Below are 24,073 nucleotides of genomic sequence, written 5' to 3'. Positions count from 1 at the left end.
AACAATGTGCTTGTCCGCAATGAGGCATGACGGCCGTGAAGACTGAAATGGATACCCTATTAATTCCTCAGCCGACCCAGCTGACCGGTCAGTACCGGGACTTCTTCAGTTCCCCGGGCGACCTGCCCATGGTCTGGCAGCAGCTCATGCTGAGCCTTTATCGCCAGGGCAATACCCGGCTCAAGAAGCACTGCAAGGAGGCGCAGCGGCTGCTCAAGGAAAACGGGGCCATTCACAATGTCTTTTCCGCGCCGGACGCGCCGCGCCCCTGGGCCTTTGATCCGATTCCATTGATCTTCGACCCGGAAGAGTGGGCGGTGCTGGAACAGGGACTGGTGCAGCGGGCCGAGCTCCTCAACCTGGTGCTCGCCGACATCTACGGCCCCATGACCCTGGTCAAGGAAGGGGTGCTGCCGCCGGAGCTGATTTTCAGCCACAAAGGATTCCTCTACCCCTGTGTCGGCACCTACAACGGGTTGGCGCAACCGCTGACCTTTTATTCCGCCAACCTCGCCAAAGGGACAGACGGCAGCTTCTGGGTCATGGACGATCATATTCAGCCACCGCTGGGCTCCGGCTATGCGCTGGAGATCAGGATCATCATGAACCGGAGCTTTCCCCAGCTGTTCGAAAAGTTTCAGGTTCACCGGCTGGCCATGTACTACCGGGCCCTGCGCAACGGCTTGACCCTGCTGGCCAAACACAACCGCGCCGAGCCGCGGATCGTGGTGCTGACGCCGGGGCCGGAAAACCCGGGCTATTTCGAGCACGCCTATCTGGCCTCGTATCTGGGTTATCCGCTGGTCCAGGGGGGTGATCTGATCGTCCGCGACAGTTGTGTCTGGCTCAAATCCGTGGACGGCCTGCGTCAGGTCGACGTAATCCTGCGCCGCCAGGAAGACAACCTCTGCGACCCTCTGGAACTGCGCGGCGATTCCTTCATCGGCATCCCCGGCCTGCTCGAAGCGGTCCGCTGCGGCAACGTCGCGGTGGCCAACCCCATCGGCAGCGGGATTCTGGAAAATCCGGCCCTGATGGCCTTTTTGCCGACTCTCTGCGAACATTTTTTCCAGCGCAAACTGCTGCTCCCCTCGGTGGCAACCTGGTGGTGCGGACAGCGCGAGGAACGGGAGTTCGTCCTTAAAAACCTCGACAAGATGATCATCAAACCGATCCATCCGCTCCCCAACCTGCCGGCGATGATTGTCGAGCAAGCCGGTGAAGCGGGTAAAAAACGCTGGAAAGAGCTGATCCGTCAGTCCCCGCACCTGTTTGTCGGCCAGGAACGGATCAATTTCGCCACCTTCCCCGCCTTTGAAACCGATCGCATTGAAGCGCGCCACAGCTCACTGGGCCTGTTTCTCACCGCCCAGAGCGGCTCCTATGTCGCCATGCCCGGCGGGCTCTGCCGGGCGCATGCCGACAGCGGGCAGTTGCTGCAGGCGGAACAGGCCGGCGGTCAGATCAAGGATACCTGGGTGCTGACCAGGGAACCGGACAAACAGGTCACCCTGTGGCGCCAGGTTCAACCGAACCAGCAGATCAAGCCGCTGGTGAGCCCGCTGCCGAGCCAGGCCGCCGAGAACCTGTTCTGGGCCGGGCGTTATGCCGAGCGGGCCGAACAGACCGCGCGCCTGCTCCGTTCGATCCTGGCCAAACTGCGCGAAGTCGAGGAATTTCACGATAACGACGATCGCATGAGCCTGCACCATCTGCTGCGGGCGTTGACTCACGTCACCCTGACCTATCCGGGCTTTACCGGTGACGACGCCAGGCAGAAACTGGCTGATCCCCGGGCCGAGCTGTCCAGCCTGATCAGCGCCAGCGACCGCCCCGGCAGCCTGCGCTCTTCGTTGCTCAGCCTGGGACGCTCCGCTTCGGTGGTTCGCGACCTGTTGCCGGCGGACGCCTGGCGGGTCATCGACAACATGCAGAACCACTGGAATCCGCGGATCAGCAAAAAACAGCTCAGCAGCGGCCGCCTGCATGAAAGCATCAATAACCTGATTCTGCAGCTGTCCGCGTTCAGCGGGCTGGCTTACGAAAACATGTCGCGCGAGACCGCCTGGCTGATGCTGAATATCGGCCGCCGCCTGGAACGGGCCCTCAATCTGACCGCGCTGTTGCGCGCCACCCTGGTACCCTGCTTCGGCCCGGCCATGGAAGCGCAGATGCTGGAGACGGTTTTGAACATCTGCAACAGCCTGATTGTGTACCGCCGCCGCTATCGCTCGTTCATGGAGCTGTCGACCATTCTCGAACTGCTGCTGATGGACGAGAATTACCCCCGCGCCCTGGCCAGTCAGCTGCGCCAGCTGCAATTTTATATCCGTGACCTGCCGGTGGACGCTGCCGGTCCCGGCGGACATCGCGACGTGCTGCTCATCGACGGGGCGCTGGACAACCTGCGCCAGACCGATCCCAAGCAGTTGATTCAGATCACCAGCAGTGACGGCCGCTATTCGCTGCTGGAGAAGATGCTGACCACCCAGCAGGAGGACCTGGAGCAGCTCTCCACGGCCCTGACCGAACATTTCTTTACCCCAAGCCTGGCTTTGCAGCAGCTCGGGAACCTGCGCCGGGACAGTGGCCTATGAAATATCAGATCAAACATATGACCGAATATCGCTACAGCGACCCGGTGCAGCTGTGCCATAACGAAGCCCGCCTGCAGCCGCGCGTGACGGCTGAGCAAAGCTGCTTCGCCAGCCGCCTGGAGATTTCGCCCGCTCCGGCCGTGCTGCATACCTTCAACGACTATTTCGGCAACCGGGTCGCGCATTTCGCCCTGCAACAGTCCCATGATCTGCTGCGGGTGACGGCACTCAGCGAAGTCCAGGTCAATGCCGCAGCTAACGACCTAGCCGCCGCCGATGAACAATCCTGGGAAGAGGTCCGCGCCTTCATGACCAGTGACGGAGTGCTTGAGCTGCTGGATGTCATGCCCTGCTGCTACAATTCGCCGCTGGTGAAAAAGAGCCGCCAGCTCCAGGCCTATGCAGCCCCCTCGTTTACCCCCGGCCGCCCCTTTGGCCAGGCGGTTCAGGAGCTGACCGAGCGCATCTTTAACGATTTCACCTACGACCCGCAGGGGACCACCATCGCCACCCCATTGAGCGACGTGTTGCAGAACCGGCGCGGCGTCTGCCAGGATTTCGCCCAGCTCGCCATCGGCTGCCTGCGCAGCATCGGCCTGAGCGCCCGCTATATCAGCGGCTATATCGAAACCCTGCCACCGCCCGGGCAACAGCGCCTGATCGGCGCCGATGCGTCTCATGCCTGGTTCGCTACGTACTCGCCGCGCGCTGGTTGGATCGCTTTCGATCCGACCAACAACAAACTCCAGGGGGAGCAGCATATCACCGTTGCCTGGGGGAGGGATTATGCCGATGTGTCCCCTCTCAAAGGCGTGGCGCTGGGTGGCGGCGCCCATACCGTAACGGTATCCGTCGATGTCTCCCGGCAGACGCGCTGTCCGGAGGAAAAGGATAATTGACGACCGCAGCGGAAGGCTGGTTGAGGGATTTACAGAGCAGAATATATTTCGGAAAGGACCCTGCCCATGAGATTTGATGGCTATGATAGCGAAGGATTTTATGATGAGCTGTTTACCGCCGACGGCGTTGCCCGCCCCGGCGCCGACCTGCTGATTGAACGCATCAACTCGCTGCCCGAATCGGAGCTGCAACGACGCCAGATTGCCGCGGAGAAAGCATTGCTCAACCTGGGTATTACCTTCAATGTCTACAGCAATGAAGCGCAAACGGAGAAGATCTTTCCCTTCGACATCGTCCCGCGCATCATTCAGGCTCAGGAGTGGCAGGTCCTGGAAAAAGGTCTGCAGCAGCGTATTCGGGCGCTGAACGCATTTATCAACGATGTCTATAACGAGCAGAAAATCATCAAGGACGGCATCATCCCGGCCGAACTGGTATTTTCCGCCGACGGCTACCGCAAACCCTGCATTGGGCTGAAACCTCCTCACGGGGTCTGGTGCCACATCACCGGGACCGACCTGGTGCGCAACGGTGACGGCCAGTTCTATGTCCTCGAGGACAACCTGCGCTGCCCGTCCGGGGTCTCCTATGTCCTGGAAAACCGGCTGATCATGAAACGGACCTTCCCCATGGTGTTTGACGCCTGCAGTGTCCAGCCGGTCACCGACTACCCCAGTCGACTGCTTGACATGCTTCAGGAAATGGCCCCGTCCGGAGTCCGTTCCCCGGTGGTGGCGGTCTGGACCCCCGGGATCTACAATTCCGCGTACTTTGAACACAGCTTCCTGGCCCAGCAGATGGGCGTGCAGCTGGTGGAAGGAAATGACCTGGTGGTCCACAACGGCGAAGTGATGATGCGCACCACCACCGGCCTGGAACGGGTCGATGTCATCTACCGGCGCATTGATGACGACTTCATGGACCCGAAAGTGTTCCGCGCCGACTCCATGCTCGGGGTCCCTGGGCTGATGGAGGCTTACAGCAAGGGGCGGGTCGCCCTGGCCAATGCGCCGGGCACCGGCGTTGCCGACGACAAGGCCGTCTATGCCTATGTCCCGGAGATCATCCGCTACTATCTGCAGGAGGACGCCATTATCAACAATGTCCCGACCTATGCCTGCTGGCGGCCGGACGACTGCAACTACGTGCTGGAGAATCTCGATAAGCTGGTGGTCAAAGCGGTCAATGAGTCGGGCGGCTATGGCATGCTCATCGGCCCTCATGCCAGCGCTGCCGAACGCGAGGAGTTCAGCCGCCGGATCAAGTCCAACCCGCGCACCTACATCGCCCAGCCGACCCTGGCCCTGTCGCGGGTACCGGTGCTGACCGATGACCATTTCGAAGGACGCCATGTTGACCTGCGCCCCTATATCCTCTACGGCAAAGAAAATATCTATGTCCTGCCCGGTGGCCTGACCCGCGTAGCCCTGAAAAAAGGCTCACTGGTGGTCAATTCCTCCCAGGGGGGCGGCAGCAAGGACACCTGGGTGCTCAATGAAACCGGTGAACAATCCCCGGAATCCTCATTCCAAATGCAGGAGGATATCTGATGCTGAGTCGAGTCGCTAATTCCATTTATTGGCTGAACCGCTATATTGAACGAGCTGAAAACGTCGCCCGCTTCATCGACGCCAACTATCATATGACCCTGGATATTCCGGAAAGCGCCAGCAACCAGTGGCAGCCGTTGATCAACACCACCGGCGACCATGAACTGTTCGCCGAGCTGCATGGCCACGCCACCCGTGAAAACGCCATCGAGTTTCTAGCCTTTGAACGAGACAATCCCAACTCGATCTACTCCTGCGTCCGGTCCGCTCGGGAGAATGCCCGTTCGATCCGCGAGTATATCAGCTCGGAAATGTGGGAACAGCTCAACACCTTTTACCTGATGATGAACGCCGCGGCCTCAGAGTCGGCCATGCATATTCCCCATCATTTTTTCGTCGACATCATGACCTCCAGCCATGCCTTCATCGGCATTACCGATTCGACCATGAACCACGGCGAAGGCTGGCATTTCGGCCGGCTCGGCCGGATGCTCGAACGGGCCGACAAAACCAGCCGGATTCTCGATGTCAAATATTACATCCTGCTGCCGTCCGTGGACTATGTGGGCAGCCCTTATGACAATATCCTCTGGGCGGCCCTGCTGCGCTCGGCCAGTGCCTTCGAGATGTACCGTAAGCGCCATGGCCGCATCGACCCCAAAAAGATCGCGGAATTCCTGCTTCTGGATCGCAACTTCCCCAGAGCGATCCATTACTGTCTGGCCACCGCCATGATCTCCCTCAACCTGATCACCGGCAGCCAGCGCGGGACTTACGCCAACCGGGCCGAGCAAAGCATGGGTCGGCTGCTGTCCCAATTCGAATACAGCTCCATGAAGGAAATTTTCGATTTCGGCCTGCATGAATACCTGGATGATACCCAGACGCGTTTAAATGACATCGGCGACGAAATTCATGATATCTTCTTCAGCCCAAAAATGGCCGGAGCCTCATAACTCTGCAACAATGCAAGCAATAACCCGTTGTCCACCGACAACAATCACCTAACCCATGCCCGTCCCTGGACATTGATTTTATGGAAGCACAAGAACTCGAAAAACCCTGGGAACAGCTGGCCAGCCTGATCGAATCCAACGATGCGCATCAGGTGCTGGCATTTCTTAACAGTATCAACCCGGCGGACACCGCGCTGGCGGTGTCACGCTTGAACGCCGGCGCCCAGAGTGCGCTGCTGACCCTGCTTAGCCCCGAGCATGCCGCCGAAGTGATCGAAGATATCTCCGATGCCCAAGCTGCGGAAATCATCGAGGATCTGCATCCGCTCCACGCCGCAGCCATCCTCGAAGAACTCGACAGCGACCACGTCGTCGACCTGCTCGGAGAACTGGATGCCGCCGATGCCGATGCCATCATCGGCCAGATGACCCCGGAAGATGCCAAGGAAGCCAGACAGTTTCTGCAGTACCCGGCCGACACGGCCGGCGGGCTGATGATCTCGGAGTATCTCGACTATCACAGCGAGCAGACCGTTCAGGACGTGCTTGATGATTTTCAGGCCAACCGCGACGAGTACAGCACCTACAATGTCCAGTACCTCTTTGTCACCGACAATCAGGATCGCCTGGAGGGCGTGCTGCGCATGCGCGATCTGCTGTTCCCGCTTCGTTCAACCAAGCTCGGCAAGCTGATGATCCGCAATCCCTATAAAATTTCTGTGGCCGCCAGTCTGGATGAGCTGAGCAATTTTTTCGAAGAGCACTACCTGTTCGGCGCGCCGGTCGTCGACCATGACAACAAGCTGCTCGGCGTGGTGCTTCCCGAAGCGGTGGAAGAGGCCAATAGTAAGCGCAGCGTCAGCCAGTTTCTCGGCTTTTCCGGGATTATCGGCGGTGAGGAATTTCGTTCGATGCCGCTCTTGGCCCGCTCCGGGCGGCGGCTGTCGTGGCTGTCGCTGAATATCGTCCTCAATATCGTTTCGGCCAGTGTCATCGCCCTCTATCAGGATACCCTGGCGACGGTCATTGCCCTGGCCGTGTTCCTGCCCATGGTCAGCGACATGAGCGGTTGTTCGGGCAACCAGGCCGTGGCCGTCAGTTTACGGGAGCTGTCCCTGGGGCTGATCCGACCGACCGAACTGTTGCGGGTGCTGGCCAAGGAAGCTAGCGTCGGAGTTTTGAACGGCCTGGCCCTGGGCGTTATGCTGGGGGGGGTGGCCCTGCTCTGGAAAGGAAATTTCTTTCTCGGACTGGTGGTTGGCGGCGCCCTGGCGGTCAACACCATCGTCGCCGTCACCCTGGGCGGATTGATTCCACTGGTGTTAAAACGGCTGAAACTTGATCCGGCGCTGGTCTCCAGCCCGCTGCTGACCACGGTCACCGATATGTGCGGTTTTTTCTTTGTCCTCAGCTTTGCTTCGCTGGTGCTGAATAGATTGTAGCCATCGCTATTTTTTATTTTCTGGGGATGTTTTAATACGCACCAGCTCCGATGTTTTCAGAGGTTTGGGGTGAGGATGGGTTAAAGTTTTCTCTTGGTAAAGAAAAGCCCTGCTCCGTTATGATTCGAAGAGGGCTTTTCTTTACTTGTTCCGATTTTGGAAAATGACCGACCGCTCCCCTTCTGGGGCAGAAGAATTCATCGGCAGCGGCCGGTCAATCTCAATCACACAGACAAACCAATAAGCAGATTATTTGCCATCAAAGGCAAATTTGTAAGTGAGGTACAAACGGATATCGTCCAGGTCTTCCTGGCCGCTGTCCTTATCAACTATGGCGTAACGGGCGCGGGCACTCAGGCCTTCCAGGGCGCCGGAGAACGCATACTGTACACTGAAGTCGGTTTCGTTGATGGTGCTGGCCGGGGCATCGTAAAGAGCATAAAAGACATAGGCATCCAGGCCTTTGACGCCGACCTTGCTGAAGTCATAGGACAGCCGCAGAGCATAAGCGTCTTCGTCGCTACGATCACCAGACAGAGAATCACCAGAGTTGACGACCTGCTGGATGATAATTTTACCGTAACCCCAGGGATCGCGGATGGAATCATCACCGGTTTTGGCATAGAAGCCGGTCAGGTCAAAACCAAAGGCGCTGACGCCGGCATTGAAGCCATACTGGTAGGTATCCAGTTCACCGTCCAGTTCGTCACCCTGGGATTTCTGGGTAAAGAAGGTCGGTGCGGCATGCAGCACATAATCAGCCATTTTTTTGCTGAAATCAACTTTGAAATAGGTCTGGTTAAAGCTGTCGGGCATGGTGAAATACCAGGCCTGAACTTTGGTGTTGACGGCTTCGACCGGAAGTTTGTAAGCAGCACCGGCAATATAGACATCGTCGGTAAAGGAGACGAATTCTTCGTCAACCCAGCCAAGGTTGTCCTTAAGGTAGTAACCCATCAGGGTCAGGTCCTTCACCGATTTGTTGACCACGGACAGACCCCGGTAGGATCTGTGGATCATCCGGATCGGGTGAATGTTCAGGAAGGGAGTATTCACTTCCTGGGCACCGACCTTGATGGTGGTGTCGAAGTAATGAGCCTGAAGGTAGTACTCTTGCAGCCGGGTGACATTGGCATGATCCGGCGGTGCGGTCAGGCCGTAGTAGGTGCCTTTGTCTTCATAGTCGCCAATACCGTTGGTGGTACCGACGGCCAGTCCGAGGCTGATCCCCTTGAAAGAATCAGTTCTATAATAGAAAGCGCCACCCAGGGCAGTATCCTGATTATCTTTGGTGCCATTTTTGAAATCGCGGGTGAAGTTCATCAGGCTGATTTCACCTTTTAAGGAGCCTTGCGCGAACATCTCCTTCAAGTTTTCTGCGGCCATGGCCGTATTCGCCAGCCCGAAAGAGAGCAGCGCCACGATAAATAATTTAGCTTTCATAACCTATCCTTCCATAATTAATATCGAAAATGGATCAATATTGAAGTTCCGCTGCGAGCGGGAAACTCCGCTCGCAGCCGTTTCAACAAAGGCTCCCTAAGGAACAACGAATTTGAATCTCAAGTGGCAGGGAGTACAGTAGTTCTCTGACTTCCGGTGCTGATGGTGGCAGTAATTACAGTTGGTTTCGGTCGCGAAGTGCCGGTTGTTATGGGGATTGGTCGGCTGCAGATTCGCGGTGGCTTTGGCCACCTCTTTGGTATCATGGCAGTCCAGACATTTGATCATGGGCACAGCTTCCCGTTGGTTATCAGCGCCGTGACAATCCGCACAGGTCACGCCCTGGCTGGCATGGAACTGATCCAGCAGCATGCCATCTTTTGCAAAGGCGCCACTGGCAAAGACACCACCCAGAATCAACAGCAATGCCAGGGCAAACACGAGCTTATGCATATGTAGAGTTTTCGTATTCATGGTTTCTCCCATATAATTCATATCTTAGTAAGAACGGCCGGAGCCGTTCCATCATCCGGTATAGGTAAGAGCTGAGTCCTAAAGCTTGGCGACTCGCTTGCCGGTCAGGTAGCCGAAGGTATAGCATCTGCCCAGCGACAGCCCGAAGACGGTCAGCGGATAGTCGACACCACCGTAAAAGCCACCGCCGAGGTTGCCGACGATATGCAGACCACCGATCGGTTGACCGTCGGCATTGAGAGCCTCATGATGTTCGTTGACCAACATCCCTGAAGTAATGGCTGAAATACGCACTCTGCGGTGAATTCCGTAGAACGGTCCTTTTTCGACCGGAGCCATTTTGTCAGCCGGCTTGCCGAAATCATCATCCTTGCCTGCTTTGCACAGTTCGTTGTAGCGCTTGACGCTGGCGACGAAGGTTTTCGGGTCGCATTCGAGCTTTTTGGCCAGTTCTTCCAGGGTATCGGCGACATAGGTATTCGTCTGGGACGGAAACACACCATGCTTGGGAGAGGGATCTTCCGGCATATAGTTTTTCAGGCCTTCCGGCGGAACCAGCTTGCCCGGCCAGTTGGCAGCCTGAGTCATGTAGTTGGAATCGAACACCTGTGAATAGTGGCCGGCATTTTCGGCGTCACGCAGGTAGTTGTTGAGCAGCGACATGGCAACGGTCTCGTTGACGAAACGCTCACCTTTGCGATTGACGGCCAGAAACGGCATATCGCACATGGACGCCGGGCCGGCATCGAAGTCGTGCAGCATTTTGGTGTGACCGATCGGCTCGATGACGCCACCGGCCCAATAAGCCATGGAGAAACCGTCACCGGTCCGGTCCATCTGCTTGCGCAGGAAATGTTTCAGGTCGGGGATGAAATAGTTACACATTGCTTCGTTGTTCTGATAATCCCCGCTGGCCAGGATAACGCCCTTCTTGGCCATAAAACGGTAGTATTTACCGTCGCGATACTTAGCAATGACCCCGATCACCCGGCCGGATTTTTCCTGAACCAGTTGGGTCGCCGGCATATTGAAGAAAAACTTGACACCGGCTTGTTCGGCAGTTTTGCCCAGAGCACGCATGCCGTCACCGGTCGTGTAAGGCTTGGGACCGAAAAAAGAGGTCACATAATTCATGGTATAACCGTTGATGGTTTTGATACCATGCTGGGGTGCTGTCCCCTGGTTAACGACAGTTGCGCCGCCTTTTTTAGCGCGATCAATAACCCACGAAACCGCTTCACCTGAATTGTAGGCCCACGCCTTGATCAGAGCCGGATTGCAACGATGATTATTATCATTAATAAGAAGTGAGACCAGTGCTTCAACACCGGCCTTGTCACTGGTCTTCAGATCGATACCGGAACCGGTATTTCCCTGAGCAACAATGATCGCCTGTTTTTGCAGCACGGCAACCTTGGCACCGTTTTCCGCCGCGGACAGGGCTGCGGGAACCCCGGAGGCACCGGCGCCGACCACAACCACATCAAAGGTCTTGGTAGCCGCGATATCCTTTTCCGTGATCAGTTCGGGCCGAGGCATGAACTGCAGGGTTGCACCGCCATCCGAGCTCTTGGCAAATTGCCCGCACTCGTCAATCGGGGCAGCCTCAGCCCGGGTTCCGGACAGACCGGACAGACCGATCAGGCCAACCCCTGCTCCGACAGCTGTCCGTGACAAAAAGCTGCGTCGAGAGATTCCATTTTGGAGGACATTCGCAGTGTATTGCTCCGCTGCTTTTTCTTCCGGTGACTTGTCTTTGCTCATCTCTTCTACTCCTTTTCCATCGAAGGGCCATGACCCGCCGAGCCCCCTGGCAGGAGGAGAACGGATTGTCATGACAGGTAAAAAATAAGAGTTCAAAACCTTCTGACTGCGCCCAACGTCAACATTGCCAATGCAATAAGTCGCGTAAAAACCGCCCTGTCGTGGTGGCAGAATCGTGACAGGTCCCAGCGCTTATGGCACAACCATGCGCCGTGGCTAACCTTTTCTTTACACAATGCATGCCAGCGCTAAACCCCCGAATTCCTGGCGATAATTATTCTAGTCATTGACAGATCCTTTCAAAATGGTAGAGTGCTTTATCAATTCGAAAGGATCATTATGCAAGCACTGGATCTCGATCTCAGAGAACTCTTGAACCGGGTACCGGACACCGGCATCATTCAGTTTATGGGTCGCCGGGTTCTGCTCTTCGATGCCCTGGCCCACGGGCTGTTTCGCAAGGAACTGCTCGACGCTTTCGGCAGCAATGTCACCAGAACCATCCTGACCAAATTTGGCTATGCCCATGGCTGGCGCACGGCCGAACGACTCTGGCGGGAAGCCCCGGAACTGTTCGAAGACAGCTGGACAGGTCCCCACCTGCACGCCTTGCATGGGCTGATGACCCCTCTCAGTAATATCCGCATGGATGGAAAGGGTAATAATCCACTGGTCTCCGGCTCCTGGAAGGACTCCTATGAAGCCGAGCAACATACCCTACATTTCGGCAAGACCGATGAGCCGGTGTGCTGGACTCTGACCGGTTTTGCCAGCGGTTATGTATCAAAGCGAACCGGTCGGGATGTGTTCTTTCGGGAAGTCCAGTGCTGCGCCAAAGGCGACCCGATCTGTCAGGTGGAAGGTCGCTACAAGGAGGACTGGGGACCCGAGATAGAAGAGCTGCTCCCCTACTACGAGCTGAAATCACCGGACAAGGTCCTGTCCGAGCTCACCGCAAAATTGAAGTCGGTTGAGAGCAACCTGAAAGCAAAACAGAAACAGCTCTCCAGCCTGGAAGACAGCGAGGAACAGACCGGCCTGGTCTGCCATAGCCAGGTCATGCGCAAAACGGTCAACATTGCCAAGCGGATAGCCAAGGTCGACTCGTCCATCGTGATCAGTGGAGAAACCGGGGTCGGCAAAGAGAAGATCGCCAGCCTGATTCATCGCGAATCGACCCGGGCGGATCGGCCGTTCATTGCCATCAACTGTGGCGCGGTGACCGAGAGTCTGCTGGAAAGCGAACTGTTCGGCTATGTCAAAGGTGCGTTTACCGGGGCCTATAAAAATACCGCCGGCTTTTTCGAGGCGGTTAACGGCGGGACCCTGTTCCTTGATGAAATCGGCGAGATTTCCCAGGGGATGCAGGTCAAAATCCTGCGGGTTCTGCAGGAAAGGGAAATCAGGCGGGTTGGCGACAGCAACTCGCGACCGGTCGATTTTCGGCTGCTTGCCGCAACCAACCGCAATCTGGCCGAAGAAGTCGCCCAGGGCAACTTTCGCCAGGATCTGTATTACCGCCTGCGGGTTATCGAGCTGAAAATGCCACCGTTACGGGAGCGGCGGGAGGACATTCTCCCCCTGGCCAGAAAGTTCCTCGATGAAACCGCGGCCCGCAGTAACCGACGGATCACCGGCTTCACCACCAAAGCCGCCGATCACCTGCTCTGTCATACCTGGCCGGGCAATGTTCGTGAGCTGCAGAATGTCATTGAATTCGCCGTAGCGCTGAGCCCGGGGGAACGGATCGATATCGAGGATCTGCCGGAAGACCTCTGCGACAAAAAATGCCAAGAAGCCTTAGCCGGGAACCACAGATACTCCCTGGAAGAGGTCGAAAAGCAGCATATCCTTGCAACCCTGAAGTGTGCCGGTGGGAACAAGACCAAGGCGGCGGAAGTCCTCGGCATCGGCATCACCACCCTCTACCGCAAGCTGAGCAGTTACGGGGAATCAGCCTGAAATGACGAACGCCTTGGCTCGCCAAGGCGTAAAAAACTTTTGCCGCTACGATTCATCCAGAAGTGCGCCCCGCAGGTCAATAATGGCCAGGACGAGAAACCCGAACGAGCCGGTCTCAGCGCCGGAAGGACTGTCAATAATACAAAAGCGAGCGGTTTCAACCGCTCGCTTTTGTGTCTTAATCTGAAACTAAAAACCTTAACTAAGCCTTAGGGCTTCGGAATGCCAAAATCTGCAGGATTGTTTTTACCGGCACCTGAATCCCAGATCAGCCATGACATTTGTGAACGCCAGTTGTTCATAAACTCTTGGGCTTTTGCTCCCGTCAGGCCGAGAATTGAAAGGCCGTTAAGGTTGGCATAGTCAATGAACTTTTGATCGGTTATGGCCTGCTGGTAAGCCTTGGTCAGGGTATCGATAATCGGTTGTGGCGTTCCTTTTTTCACGAACACGCCATAGAAAAATCCGGACGCTTTCATGATGTCATTAAAAGCCGGATTCAGTTCGGTGATATAGGGAACCTCTTTCAGCGTATCATTGGGCGAGTTTTTCATGATTGCCAGTGCCCGCAAATCGCCATTTTTGACATATTGAACCGCAGCCCCGACAGCCAGACCACTCACATCAAGCTGCTTTCCAAGTAAGGCCGTGATCAGGGGGCCGTCACCGTTAAAAGCAACAGGGTTGAAATCAACACCTTCAACTTTTTTGATCAGTTTTGAGGTCACCCAAGGTTGCCCACCGACACCACTGATGCCGATTGACAGCTGGCTGGGTTTTGCTTTAGCAGCGGCAATCAGGTCAGCATAAGTTTTGATCGGAGAGTCCTTCGGCACAACAATGACCGTTGAACCCTGCACGAAAAGCATGATTGGATAAAATTCGTCATAGCTCAAGGTCGACAGACCAAGGACTTGATACAGCTGCGGGTTTTCGGCGTGAAACAGCAGCGTATAACCGTCGGCTTTAGCGGCATAAGCAGCCTGAGTGGCAATGGCGCCGGTCGCTCCGGTTCTATTTGCCAAAACGATTGATTGGCCTAAGGCTTTCTCGGCCAGCGGCGTGACCAGCCGTGAAACCGTGTCAGTACCACCGCCGGCGCCCCAGGCAATGTACCCGTTGATAGGGTGAGAAGGATAGTCTGCCGCGCTGACCGTGCCAGTCCACAAAAGTCCCGCAACCAGAACCAGTGCTAACCATTTCAAACTCTTCATGTTCGATCTCCTTTGATGAAAAAACACCCGATGAAACACGCAACAACCAAGTTAGTCCATTAATTGGTACGGCTAGCGAACCGCACCAAGCATCAGCGATTGAAGGTAGACAGCGGCTTCCTTGCGCGAATACCTCAATTCGATATCCCTGGCAATAAGGATATCGGGGCCAAGCTTGCTGGCGTCAATATCCCGTCGAATTTTTTCAAACACGATCTCCTGTTGCTCTGCTGCAAGCCCCTTAAGAAAAACCTGCGGGAACTCCTTAACCAATTCCCGGTAGTAGTCTTTGCGTCCCGCATCCGTCAGTAAGTGACTGGCATTGCCATTGTCAGCACTGAACATCACCCGGGCCAGTTCCTGACAAGGCACGGTGACATCGTATTCCCGGCCGGCTTTTTTCGCCTCGTCATACTCCGTTGCAGCAAACCGGGCGAAAGAGATCATGGCTTTGCTGTGCACGCGTCGCCAGGGATGCATGGTGTAAAGACGAAAGCGGACCGTCATGTAAATAGAGATAACCAAAAACGGTATATAGAGCAGCCACACCACCGGGCCACTCAACAGGTTGATACCGACAGCACAGCCAACAAGGATCAGAACCGAGCTCCAGCCGAAGCCTAAAAACCAAGAAATATGCAGGTTCACATGTTCTCCTGAAATAAGGTCAGGCGTCTGTTTTTCCCCAAAGGCTCTTGATCCGGACCATAAGCTTCGGGCTCGAAACAATGACCGTCAATATCATGATCGCAAGAATGACCAGAGGAACAACGTTACTCACCATGCCGAGGAAAAACTGGGGGGCACTGCCGTGGGCCAGTTGGATACCCCGACGAAAGTTTTCATCGATGATTGGCGTTAAAATGACCCCCAGCACCAATGGTGCCACCGGGTAGTCATAGCGCTTCATAAAGTAGCCGAGGATACCAAAAGCGATCATCCAATAGATATCAGTGATGTTGTTCTGGATGGAATAGCCGCCGACAAAGGTCAGCACCACGATAATGGGGATGATATAGGGTTTTGGAATTTCGACGATTTTGCTGAAGGCGCGAATACCGGTCATGCCCCAGACATAGAGAAAAACATTGGCAATAAGCAGCGAACCGACAACAAACCAGAAAAACTGGGGTTGCTCACGCATCAACATCGGGCCAGGCCTCAGGCCATGGATAATCAGCGCCCCGATCAACACCGCCGTCACTGAATCGCCCGGAATGCCCAACGTCATCATCGGCACGAAAGCACCGCCAATGGCCGCATTGGCAGCCGCTTCCGGGGCGATCAAGCCCTGATAGGCACCCTGGCCGAATGGCTTGGGATAAGGGTTCTTGACTGTCCGTTTAGCATGATCATAAGCCATCAGCGCGGCGATATCGCCACCGGTTCCCGGCAGGGCACCGACAATGACACCAATGGCTGAGGCACGCAACGTCAGAAACATGTTATCCCAGACCGCCGTCCATTCCGGGGTAATTCGTGAGATACTCTGTTTAACCGCAACGGCTTTGGTCTGCAATTGCATCAGCGCTTCGGAAATCCCGAAAGTGCCGATCATAACAATGACGAAATGAATACCACCCAGCAGATTCAGGGTTCCGAAAGTCATCCGCCCCTGTCCGGTTTCCGGATCCATCCCGATCAAACCGACCACAATCCCTATAAACGCTGCTATCAGGGCCTTGACCATGCTGCCTTCAGACAGATTACCGACCAGAAATAGCGCCATGAACGCCAGCAGGAAGTAATCCCGGGCCTGAAAAACCAGGGCCAGATTCGAAATCAGTGGTGCACACAGGGCCAGGATCAAAATCCCGAGAAAATTACCGATAACCGCCTGAGTTGTAGAGAGCCCCATAGCCTGACCTGCCATCCCCATCTTCGCCAGAGGATAACCGTCAAAGGTTGAGGCGACAGCGGCTGGAGCTCCGGGAATATTGAGCAGGATCCCAGCCCGTGCTCCACCATAAACCCCACCGGTATAGATCCCAACCATCACGGCAAGAGCAGGCAAAACATCCCATGAAAAAGTAAAAGAAATCAGGATCGACACCGCCATGGTGACAGACAAGCCGGGGATTGCCCCGACATAGAGGCCGACCAATGTCCCCCCAGCAATCCAGCCAACCAGGCTCAAACTCATGAAAGGCTGCAGAAGGCCTTCCAACCCTGTGTACATAATACAGTTCCTCCTGTAACGCTTACGGCAGAACGACCTGGAACAAAGTTGAAAATATCAGATACAGAACAGCAAGAACCCCGGCCGAAACCACGATTTTCAGCAGCAGTTTCTTCGGTTCAAGCAGATACATGGTGACGACGAGGAATAAAAATGTTGCGGGGACAAAATGAATAGTCTCGACAATGAAGCCGTAAATGGTGAGGGTTACCAGCAGGATAACGACTTCGCGATCAAACAGGTGATGCATCAGATCAGCAAAAGTCCCCTCCTTGTAGCCTTTGCGGAAAAATTGGATGGCCAGCCCGGCAATCATCAGCAAAGTCATCGCTCCGGCAAGCTGAGGGATACTGCCCGGCCCTGCACTCACCCCCTGGAAAAATCCTTCGCTGTATAACGAATCACCGAACAATGCCGCGCTGATAATAAACAGCACCAGCATCATTTTATACTCGCCTTTGGGGCGTTCGTGATCAGAGATTATCGAGCCGTCTTGTCCATGTTCGGTCATGTTTCATCCTTTACAAAATGCAGGAGAGGCGAGAAAAAATCCCCAAAATCATCCTAAGCAGCCAAGCCGGAATAGAGACAATACCTATTCGACAAAAACCAGTCAAAGACTCCTGATAGAAATTTTTCTCAGCTCTCAACTATCGTGAACGTTTTGACCTTCATTTGACTGCCAGAGGCTGGCGTAGCAGACTTCAGCAGTAAAATTCAACATTAAACGTAGCCGCCTTATCCGCACGGGGGGGCGTGTGTATTATGTTCCAGATAAGGCTGTGACGACAACAGGTTGTCGCTGATTGCATATCTTTATAAATCTTCTCGATGAATACCGATTGAACCTTTCTCGCAGATTTAAAATCCTCCTTAGTAGGACATACAAACTTACAGAAAGGATATTTGTTTGGAGTAAAAATGTCAAGAAGATAACGACTTGGATCGATCAAGTCCAGAAGTCGCGGTCAAATCCAGTCCGCCGGGCAGGCTCTCATCTACTCACAACTCAAGTTCTCATGGGTAAAATGTGGAGAGCACACTCTTGGTGGCAAGGCACGCAGACCTGGTTCGGCATTTTTATTTTCCTCCTTGTCTTTTCGCAAGGCAAAGTTTAACATAGCGAAAAAATCCTACCAGAAGATATTGCATATCTGCTAAAAGGACACAGTTAGCTCAACTCCACTCCCGAAGTGCCCGCTCATCGGACGCGCTTAAAAGGCGCTGCGTCGGCTTTGGGTAGCAGTAATCGGCCTCACCCCGGGCCGCATCAAGCTTCAAGCATAACCAGAATGACGGAGCAGAAATGAAGGCAGCGGTCTTAACCACTCAGCCGGCCATTCAAATCAAAGAAGTCCAACGGCCCCAGATCAAGGCAGGTGAAGTCCTCGTCGCGGCCGAATTAGCCGGCATATGCGGCTCGGACGGGTCTATCTTCCACGGCAAATATGACAAGCCCTGCCCCATTATTCCAGGCCATGAAGCCGTCGACAGAGTGCTTGCAACCGGATCCGTCGCAAACAGATTCGAGTTTGGGCAAAGGGTGACCATTCATCCCAACTACTCCTGTGGCGAATGTGCTCTCTATCAACAGGGCCTGCGCAACATCTGTTCTGCAAACCGAACCATTGCCGTCCGGGCTGATCTCCCTGGAGCAGTTACAGACAACGCTTGAAAACTTCAGCGATCCGTACCGAATGAAAACCCTGGTCAGGATAAGCAGCAGCACCGTCTGACCCTACGTAACCCGCCAGCATCCCTGTGCGAATACAAATAGAACGGACAAATCATGCCGAAACAGCCATCAATATCCGTGCCCCAGGTCGATTCCGTCAGCAAAGCGCTGCAAATCCTAGATTGTTTTACCAGTAGAACCGCCGAGCTGCCGCTGAAAGAATTGTGTCTTCAAACCGGCCTCTATAAAAGTCGGGTCCACCGGCTCTGTGCGACCCTGCTCAAAGCAGGCTATCTGGTCAGGTCGTCACGCACCAACTATTGCCTGGGGCCCAAGGTCCTGGCCTTGGGTAAAACCTACGAAAAGACCAATTCCCTGCGCTCGGTTGCGTCTTTCCATATGAAACAGCTGTCCGAAGAAACGGGTGAATCAACGGTCCTCTATCTGCTGGATAATTACAAGTGCATGTGCCTTGCCCGTGAAATGGGAGCCTCCCGCCTGATCTTTTCCATCAACGAAGGAGATTATTCAGAACCCACCCCAACCGCCGCCGGCCGAGTTCTATTGGCATTTTCCGATTCTGCCATCGTTGACCGGATTCTGGCCACGGCTCCGAAAACGCCCTTTACGTCGCGGACCAAAACCAAGATTGAAGATATCAAAAAGGATCTCCAGCAGATCAGGAAACAAGGTTACGGTATTGATGATCAGGAGTTGGAGGATGGCATAGCCGCTATTGCGGCACCGATCTTCGATTACGAGAATAAGCTGTCTGCGGCTCTGGCTGTCGCTGGCCCGGCCTATCGTTTCACCTTAGACTATCAAAAGAATATCCTGACCAAGCTCCTGCACACAGCCGAAAAAATTTCCCATCTACTGGGCAATGTATAACCTTTCGGAATACCTGGAGAATCTAATACTGCAGGGCCAACTGGCGAAAAAAATGAGTAGGATGACTGCAGGAAGGAATCTATTCCTGCGCCAAGGGGGATGGCGTTAAGCTGCCGGCGGAGAAAAAATCTTTTCCATGAGGCGATCGGACGAGACGTCAAGTTTTGATTCCTGCACCAGACACTTCTGCAAATCACTTTTATCAGCATCGGTGATATTCTGATAGGCGACAGCGAAGCCGTCCTCAAACAAGCGAACAACCCGCGCCTCGATTTCAAAATCCCTCTGCGCCGATTTTTTATCGGCCAAGGTGAACGCCACCGTCCCCGCCTGCCCGACAACGGGAGGCGTTTCCAACCATTTTATCGCACAGCCGCTCACGGAAATATTGATGATTGTCCCGCTCAAAGAGCCACTCTCCGTACGCAGCTCGATCGATTTGTCCAGCAATATATAACGGAGACCATCCCGTTGACAGGCCCCATCCAGAAACTCTTCGGCCTCCGCCATCGTCTTGACATAAACACTGCTGTACCCGGGCAGGCGGGAGGCAAGATTGATGGCCTGCTGATAAATCAGGTTCTTGGTATTAACGACCCGGATGACTTTTCCGACATTGCTGCCGGCAAGGTAATGCATCACCCTGCGGAAAGTGGGAATAGCCGCCAGATGGCTAAGATGACAGTTGGTAAGATCCGTGATAACCCCGAAGCCTGGCTTGAGATCCGCGACCCCGAAGCGCACATCGGTAAAAAAACCCTCCAGATCAGCCTTGGTGATGTCGCCGCCGATGATGCAGTATAACCGGTTTCGTGCCATGTCGACACGCACCTTCAGTTTGCTTTGGGGAACCGCCATGACTGACCTCAAGAAAAATAAAGCAAATCTAAGCTTAGATTTTAAAAATTATATTATATTTATCGAAAACTCAACTTTTTTACACCCCCTTTTTTGCCGAGCACGTCAAAATGCATTTGTACTTTGGTCCCAAGGCCCCAGTCTTAAGCGGGCAGTCATTTTGCCAGCGAAGACCCGCCGACGCAGCTCCGGCCCCCCCCCGGGCGGAAACGGGCAAGCACAGTCAGCAAGATGAGCACTCCCTCTCACTTCGAACACTTCCCGTTATTGCGCTATAATAGCGGAATAGCGGGAAGACTATAACAGCTCTCCCCCTGGCCTTTCTCTAAGCTGCCGAGCTGTTCGAAATTGTCCGCGGAAAACAGCAGCAACTCATTTTTTGGACCGATTAACTGAAAAATTCCATCCCTGCGGAAAGGAGAGCCTTATGATCACCCGTCAACAGCTGCGCCACGCCCTGGTCATGTTCATAGCTATCACGATTTTTTCCGGGATCATGCCGACACATGCCGGAGCGCAGGGTTATGAAAACTCCCTGCACGGTGTCAACAGCTTCACGGCCGTGTATGATGTCAGCCAAGGGAATCCGCGTGCTGCCGAAGCGGTTTTTTGGGCGGTCAGGAATTCCTATGAGAATGCGTCAGTCAATAAATTGGCAACACCGCCACAGGTTGCCGTCGTCTTCCGCGGGCCGGCCGCAAAACTGCTCTCCACCGAGCGTAATACCGTTGACCCCGACCAGCAGGAAGCCGTGGATAAATTCCAGGCAACGCTCCGACAGATGAAAAAGGCAGGCGTGACCCTGGAGGTTTGCTTGTATGCTGTCAAACTTGCGGGCCTGGACAAGGCTAAGCTTATGCCGGAGATCAACCAGGTCGACAACGGTTTCGTCTCCATCATCGGCTATCAGATGCAGGGATATGCGGTCGTCCATATCCCCTGACTCCGGAACGGCCCTGGCTTGAACTTTTCAACCGAGAGAACAGAGAATATCCATGAAAATCGAACTGCATGAACAACGCCGGAAGCTTTTGACAGACAAGATCCAGGCCTATTTCCGTACTGAATTCGACGACCCGATTGGCGAATTGAAGGCGGAGCTGCTGATCGATTTTTTCGTGGAACAGCTTGGCCCGCAAATCTACAACCAAGCGATTGCTGATGCCCAGACCTTCATTCAGGACAAACTGATCGATCTGGACAACATCCTGTTCATCCCGGAATAGAGTCAGCCCAGCAGATTGCGGATGGACTCGCTCAGCGACTCCAGCAAGTAGGGTTTCTGCAGGAAAGCGCCGGCGCGATGATCCGCCAATTTCCTGGCAATGGCCAGCTCATTGTAGCCGCTGGAAATAATCACTTTGACATTTTCGTTGATTTTTTTCAGCTCCTGCAGGCATTGTTCGCCGCCCATCTTCGGCATGGTCAGATCAAGGATAACAAAATCGATATCCTCTTCCCTGCGGTAGGTCTGCAGGGCCTCTTTGCCGTCGTTGCAGGTCAGAACGGAGAACCCAAGTTCCCTGAGCATCTCCGCGCCGATATTGCGAATAGCCTCTTCATCATCAACCAGCAGGACCTTGCCCCGCCCCTGCCAGTCGGCCTGTCGTACTGGTCCGGATCGGAGCAGCGGCAGCTTTTCCGCGACGGGCAAGAGGACCCTGAACAGCGTCCCCTCCCCCGGAGCACTGGTCACGTTGATCACTCCGCGGTGACTGCGGATAATCCCCAGTACGGCCGCCAGGCCCAGGCCACGCCCGGTAAATTTGGTACTGAAGAAGGGGTCGAACAGTTTGGACATGGTCAGCGCGTCCATTCCGCAGCCGGAATCAGCCACCTCCAGGCTGACATAATCACCGGCCTGGGGCTCAGCATCGATTAAATCGCTGGCCAGCTCGGCTTTGTCACAGTAAAGACTGGCGGTTGTCATACTGATCACCCCCCCGGCATCACCGATCGCCTCCGCAGCATTAATCACCAGGTTCATGATGATTTGCCTGATTTGGGCGGCATCCGCGGAAATCAGTGGCAACGGTCGTTGCAGATCGACCCGCAACTCGGCTTTTTTGCCGATGGAAACCTCAAGGATGTTCAAACTGTCTTCCAGCAGATGATTCAGGTCCAGAGTTTCCGCCCGGAATTGCCCCTTCCCGGTATAATCCAGCAGCTGCCGAATCAACGCGGCGGCTCGGTCGGCAGCCTGCTTGATGCGCTCTAAATGGTCAACCGGTGAAGCATTTTTCTGAATCCGCCGCAACGCCATCTCGGTGTTACCGGTGATTGCCATCAGGATATTGTTGAAATCATGGGCAATCCCTCCGGCCAGCACCCCGAGGCTTTCCAGTTTCTGCGCATGCAGTAGCTGTTTTTCCAGCTGCAGGCGGTTTTTTTCCGCCTCGATCCGATCAGTAATATCGATATTATATCCCGCCAGCAGGTTACCCGATTCCTGGGGAATAGGAAATTTGATGGAGGTGTAGGTCCGCCCCTGATATTCTTCTTCAAGCTCAAGGACCCTGTTTTCAGAAACAACCAGCCAATCGTCCGCGGTCACCTTGGCCGCCACCTCCGCCGGCAGCAGTTCGGGCATGGTTTTCCCGACCACCTCGGCGCTGCTCAACCCAAACACTTCTTTGCAGTTATCGCTGGCGCGCAAAACCCGACTTTCGGTCTGAGTCACTTCCTTGATAAAGGTGTAGACAGGGGAATATTTCATGAATGTATCGAGGAGAAGATGGGTGTTTTTCCGCTCGGTTTCCGCCATTTTCAAATCGGTGACATCATGATGAATGGCCAGGATCAACGGTTGCTGGGCCTGCAGTTCGATCCGCTGCAGAGACACAAAGATATGCCGTCGTTCCCCGGTCTTGCTCCGATGCACCGCTTCAAAACGCACCCTGCCCTCTTTGCGCAGAATGGCCCGATAGCGCTCAGCATCGGTCGCAGCACCAGCCACAAAAAAGTCCGGCACCGACAATTTGGCGAATTCCTCACGGCTGTACCCTAACTGGCTGCAAGCGGCGGCATTAAACTGAAACGGTTTGAGGCTGTCCTGCTCAAACAGGACCACCCCATCGGGCAACTGCTCGAACAGAGACCGGTAGAGCAGCTCCGAGTCCTGGATGCGGCGGGCCATTTCTTGCAGGTTTTCCGACAGGCGGTTGATCTCATCGATGGAAGAACCAGGCCACTCTCCGCCTTGATCCCCTTTTGCCACTTTCCGGGCATGATCGGTCAATGCCGCGAAGCGCAGGGCCAGTTTGCGAGAGAGCAGAAACGACGCCAGCAACCCGGCCACAAAAGCGGCAACCACCCCGCTGAACACTATTTTGGCGAGGTTCCAGATGGTGCGATAAGCGACCGCCGTCGGCCTGGCGACCAGAATATGCCAATCGACTCCGGGAATCGGGAGCACGGTGCCGATCATGTCTCTGCCAGCAAACCTGAACAGTCCGGTCACCTGGCCTTCAGTAGCGATGCTGGATTTCACCAGCTGCAGATTGGCAACGTTGTGCTGCTGCGCGGTATAGATCCCGTTATTATCCGCGACGATCTGACCGTAATGATCGACCAGAAAAATCAGACTATCGTCACTCTGACTGATTTGGCGCAGGAATCGGGTGAGAAAATCCAAATCGACTTCGCCGATAAAGGTCACCCCGTCCCTGCGCAGGCCATAAGCGGAAACCAGTCCACCGTGGATAACGGAAAGAAAGGTTTTCGACCAATGCGGGTGACCGTCCTGCGCCAATTCACGGAACAGTGGATTGGCCGAAAGATCGAGGGCAGCCAGGTCCTGGCGGTGTTTTTTTCCTTCCCCTTTCAGAGCCACGTCAATGACCGTTCCGTCCGCATCAATCAGATAAATGCTGTTGATGCTCTTCGTCGTATCAAGCAGATAGTCCAACTGCCGCCAGTGCCCGGAGCCCGCGTCAAAATCCCGATGCATGGCTGCGGCCAGCTGAACCATGGAGGTGCCTTCCTGCAGATAACTGTCCACCTGCTTGCTCACCGCCCGGGCCAATTCGGCCTGGCGCTGTTCAATATCGGCACGAACCTGGGGAGGAATCCAGATGCCTCCAAAAACCACCAGAACGACGGAAGGCAGGAAGATGGCGACCAGCAGATAGCCGGCCAGGATCCTGCGCAAGGAATGGCTGGCCATCGG

The 24,073-nt window shown here is 54.9% G+C and carries 19 protein-coding genes; 10 read left to right on the top strand and 9 right to left on the bottom strand.

Annotated elements, in window-relative coordinates:
* Positions 1 to 47 precede the first annotated feature (47 nt).
* The 5 genes from N909_RS0113980 (at position 48) to mgtE (ending at position 7,445) form a co-directional block, all read left to right on the top strand.
* On the top strand, positions 48 to 2,597 hold the full coding sequence (locus N909_RS0113980) for a circularly permuted type 2 ATP-grasp protein (protein ID WP_029916158.1): 2,550 nt from the start codon (positions 48 to 50) through the stop codon (positions 2,595 to 2,597).
* Positions 2,594 to 3,496 carry a transglutaminase family protein gene (locus N909_RS0113975; protein WP_029916157.1) on the top strand — a complete coding sequence of 301 codons (903 nt, stop codon included), beginning with the start codon at positions 2,594 to 2,596 and terminating at the stop codon, positions 3,494 to 3,496. Before N909_RS0113980 ends, N909_RS0113975 begins: the two co-directional genes overlap by 4 nt.
* A 66-nt stretch (positions 3,497 to 3,562) precedes the next feature.
* A complete protein-coding gene (locus tag N909_RS0113970) occupies positions 3,563 to 5,047 on the top strand; it encodes a circularly permuted type 2 ATP-grasp protein (protein WP_029916156.1) in 1,485 nt (494 codons plus the stop codon).
* Positions 5,047 to 6,003 carry an alpha-E domain-containing protein gene (locus tag N909_RS0113965; RefSeq protein ID WP_029916155.1) on the top strand — a complete coding sequence of 319 codons (957 nt, stop codon included), beginning with the start codon at positions 5,047 to 5,049 and terminating at the stop codon, positions 6,001 to 6,003. Before N909_RS0113970 ends, N909_RS0113965 begins: the two co-directional genes overlap by 1 nt.
* Before the next feature lie 80 nt (positions 6,004 to 6,083).
* A complete protein-coding gene (gene mgtE, locus N909_RS0113960; RefSeq protein WP_036683190.1) occupies positions 6,084 to 7,445 on the top strand; it encodes a magnesium transporter in 1,362 nt (453 codons plus the stop codon).
* Between the two features lie 249 nt (positions 7,446 to 7,694).
* Here mgtE and N909_RS0113955 read toward each other — a convergent pair whose 3' ends face one another.
* The 3 genes from N909_RS0113955 to N909_RS0113945 form a co-directional block, all read right to left on the bottom strand.
* A complete protein-coding gene (locus N909_RS0113955; protein ID WP_029916152.1) occupies positions 7,695 to 8,888 on the bottom strand; it encodes an OprD family outer membrane porin in 1,194 nt (397 codons plus the stop codon).
* 96 nt (positions 8,889 to 8,984) lie between these two features.
* On the bottom strand, positions 8,985 to 9,362 hold the full coding sequence (locus N909_RS0113950) for a cytochrome c3 family protein (RefSeq protein WP_211253954.1): 378 nt from the start codon (positions 9,360 to 9,362) through the stop codon (positions 8,985 to 8,987).
* A gap of 78 nt (positions 9,363 to 9,440) precedes the next feature.
* A complete protein-coding gene (locus N909_RS0113945; RefSeq protein WP_029916148.1) occupies positions 9,441 to 11,126 on the bottom strand; it encodes an FAD-dependent oxidoreductase in 1,686 nt (561 codons plus the stop codon).
* A gap of 339 nt (positions 11,127 to 11,465) precedes the next feature.
* Between N909_RS0113945 and N909_RS0113940 the strand changes: the two genes are divergently transcribed.
* Complete coding sequence (locus tag N909_RS0113940) at positions 11,466 to 13,088, top strand: sigma-54-dependent Fis family transcriptional regulator (RefSeq protein WP_029916146.1); 1,623 nt, start codon at positions 11,466 to 11,468, stop codon at positions 13,086 to 13,088.
* A gap of 209 nt (positions 13,089 to 13,297) precedes the next feature.
* On the opposite strand, the gene N909_RS0113935 is transcribed toward N909_RS0113940, so the two are convergent.
* The 4 genes from N909_RS0113935 to N909_RS24715 form a co-directional block, all read right to left on the bottom strand.
* On the bottom strand, positions 13,298 to 14,302 hold the full coding sequence (locus tag N909_RS0113935) for a Bug family tripartite tricarboxylate transporter substrate binding protein (protein WP_029916144.1): 1,005 nt from the start codon (positions 14,300 to 14,302) through the stop codon (positions 13,298 to 13,300).
* Between the two features lie 72 nt (positions 14,303 to 14,374).
* The gene (locus tag N909_RS0113930) at positions 14,375 to 14,950 is read right to left on the bottom strand and encodes a hypothetical protein (RefSeq protein ID WP_029916143.1); all 576 of its coding nucleotides are present in this window, start codon (positions 14,948 to 14,950) and stop codon (positions 14,375 to 14,377) included.
* A 19-nt stretch (positions 14,951 to 14,969) separates the two neighbouring features.
* A complete protein-coding gene (locus N909_RS0113925) occupies positions 14,970 to 16,481 on the bottom strand; it encodes a tripartite tricarboxylate transporter permease (protein ID WP_029916141.1) in 1,512 nt (503 codons plus the stop codon).
* Positions 16,482 to 16,503: 22 nt separating this feature from the next.
* Entirely contained in the window at positions 16,504 to 16,992 is a 489-nt protein-coding gene (locus N909_RS24715; RefSeq protein WP_051689770.1) for a tripartite tricarboxylate transporter TctB family protein, read from the bottom strand.
* Between the two features lie 795 nt (positions 16,993 to 17,787).
* Here N909_RS24715 and N909_RS0113915 point away from each other — a divergent pair.
* Complete coding sequence (locus tag N909_RS0113915; RefSeq protein ID WP_029916134.1) at positions 17,788 to 18,156, top strand: alcohol dehydrogenase catalytic domain-containing protein; 369 nt, start codon at positions 17,788 to 17,790, stop codon at positions 18,154 to 18,156.
* A 114-nt stretch (positions 18,157 to 18,270) separates the two neighbouring features.
* Positions 18,271 to 19,047: an IclR family transcriptional regulator gene (locus N909_RS0113910; protein ID WP_029916131.1), complete on the top strand. Its 777-nt coding sequence runs from the start codon at positions 18,271 to 18,273 to the stop codon at positions 19,045 to 19,047.
* 105 nt (positions 19,048 to 19,152) lie between these two features.
* Here N909_RS0113910 and N909_RS0113905 read toward each other — a convergent pair whose 3' ends face one another.
* On the bottom strand, positions 19,153 to 19,866 hold the full coding sequence (locus N909_RS0113905) for a PilZ domain-containing protein (protein WP_162179124.1): 714 nt from the start codon (positions 19,864 to 19,866) through the stop codon (positions 19,153 to 19,155).
* A gap of 466 nt (positions 19,867 to 20,332) precedes the next feature.
* On the opposite strand from N909_RS0113905, the gene N909_RS0113900 reads away from it, so the two are divergent.
* Together N909_RS0113900 and N909_RS0113895 are read left to right on the top strand one after the other, a co-directional pair.
* Positions 20,333 to 20,848 carry a DsrE family protein gene (locus N909_RS0113900; protein ID WP_051689769.1) on the top strand — a complete coding sequence of 172 codons (516 nt, stop codon included), beginning with the start codon at positions 20,333 to 20,335 and terminating at the stop codon, positions 20,846 to 20,848.
* A gap of 52 nt (positions 20,849 to 20,900) precedes the next feature.
* Positions 20,901 to 21,131, top strand: a complete 231-nt coding sequence (locus N909_RS0113895; protein ID WP_029916125.1) for a DUF2164 domain-containing protein — start codon at positions 20,901 to 20,903, stop codon at positions 21,129 to 21,131.
* Between the two features lie 2 nt (positions 21,132 to 21,133).
* Here the strand turns inward: N909_RS0113895 and N909_RS24710 are convergent, their stop codons facing one another.
* A complete protein-coding gene (locus tag N909_RS24710; protein ID WP_051689768.1) occupies positions 21,134 to 24,070 on the bottom strand; it encodes a PAS domain S-box protein in 2,937 nt (978 codons plus the stop codon).
* Between the last annotated feature and the right edge of the window lie 3 nt (positions 24,071 to 24,073).

It is taken from the genome of Pelobacter seleniigenes DSM 18267 (assembly GCF_000711225.1).
Taxonomy (GTDB): domain Bacteria; phylum Desulfobacterota; class Desulfuromonadia; order Desulfuromonadales; family Geopsychrobacteraceae; genus Seleniibacterium; species Seleniibacterium seleniigenes.
Note: the sequence above shows the minus strand (reverse complement) of the source record. Positions and strands in the feature narration are given on the sequence as shown.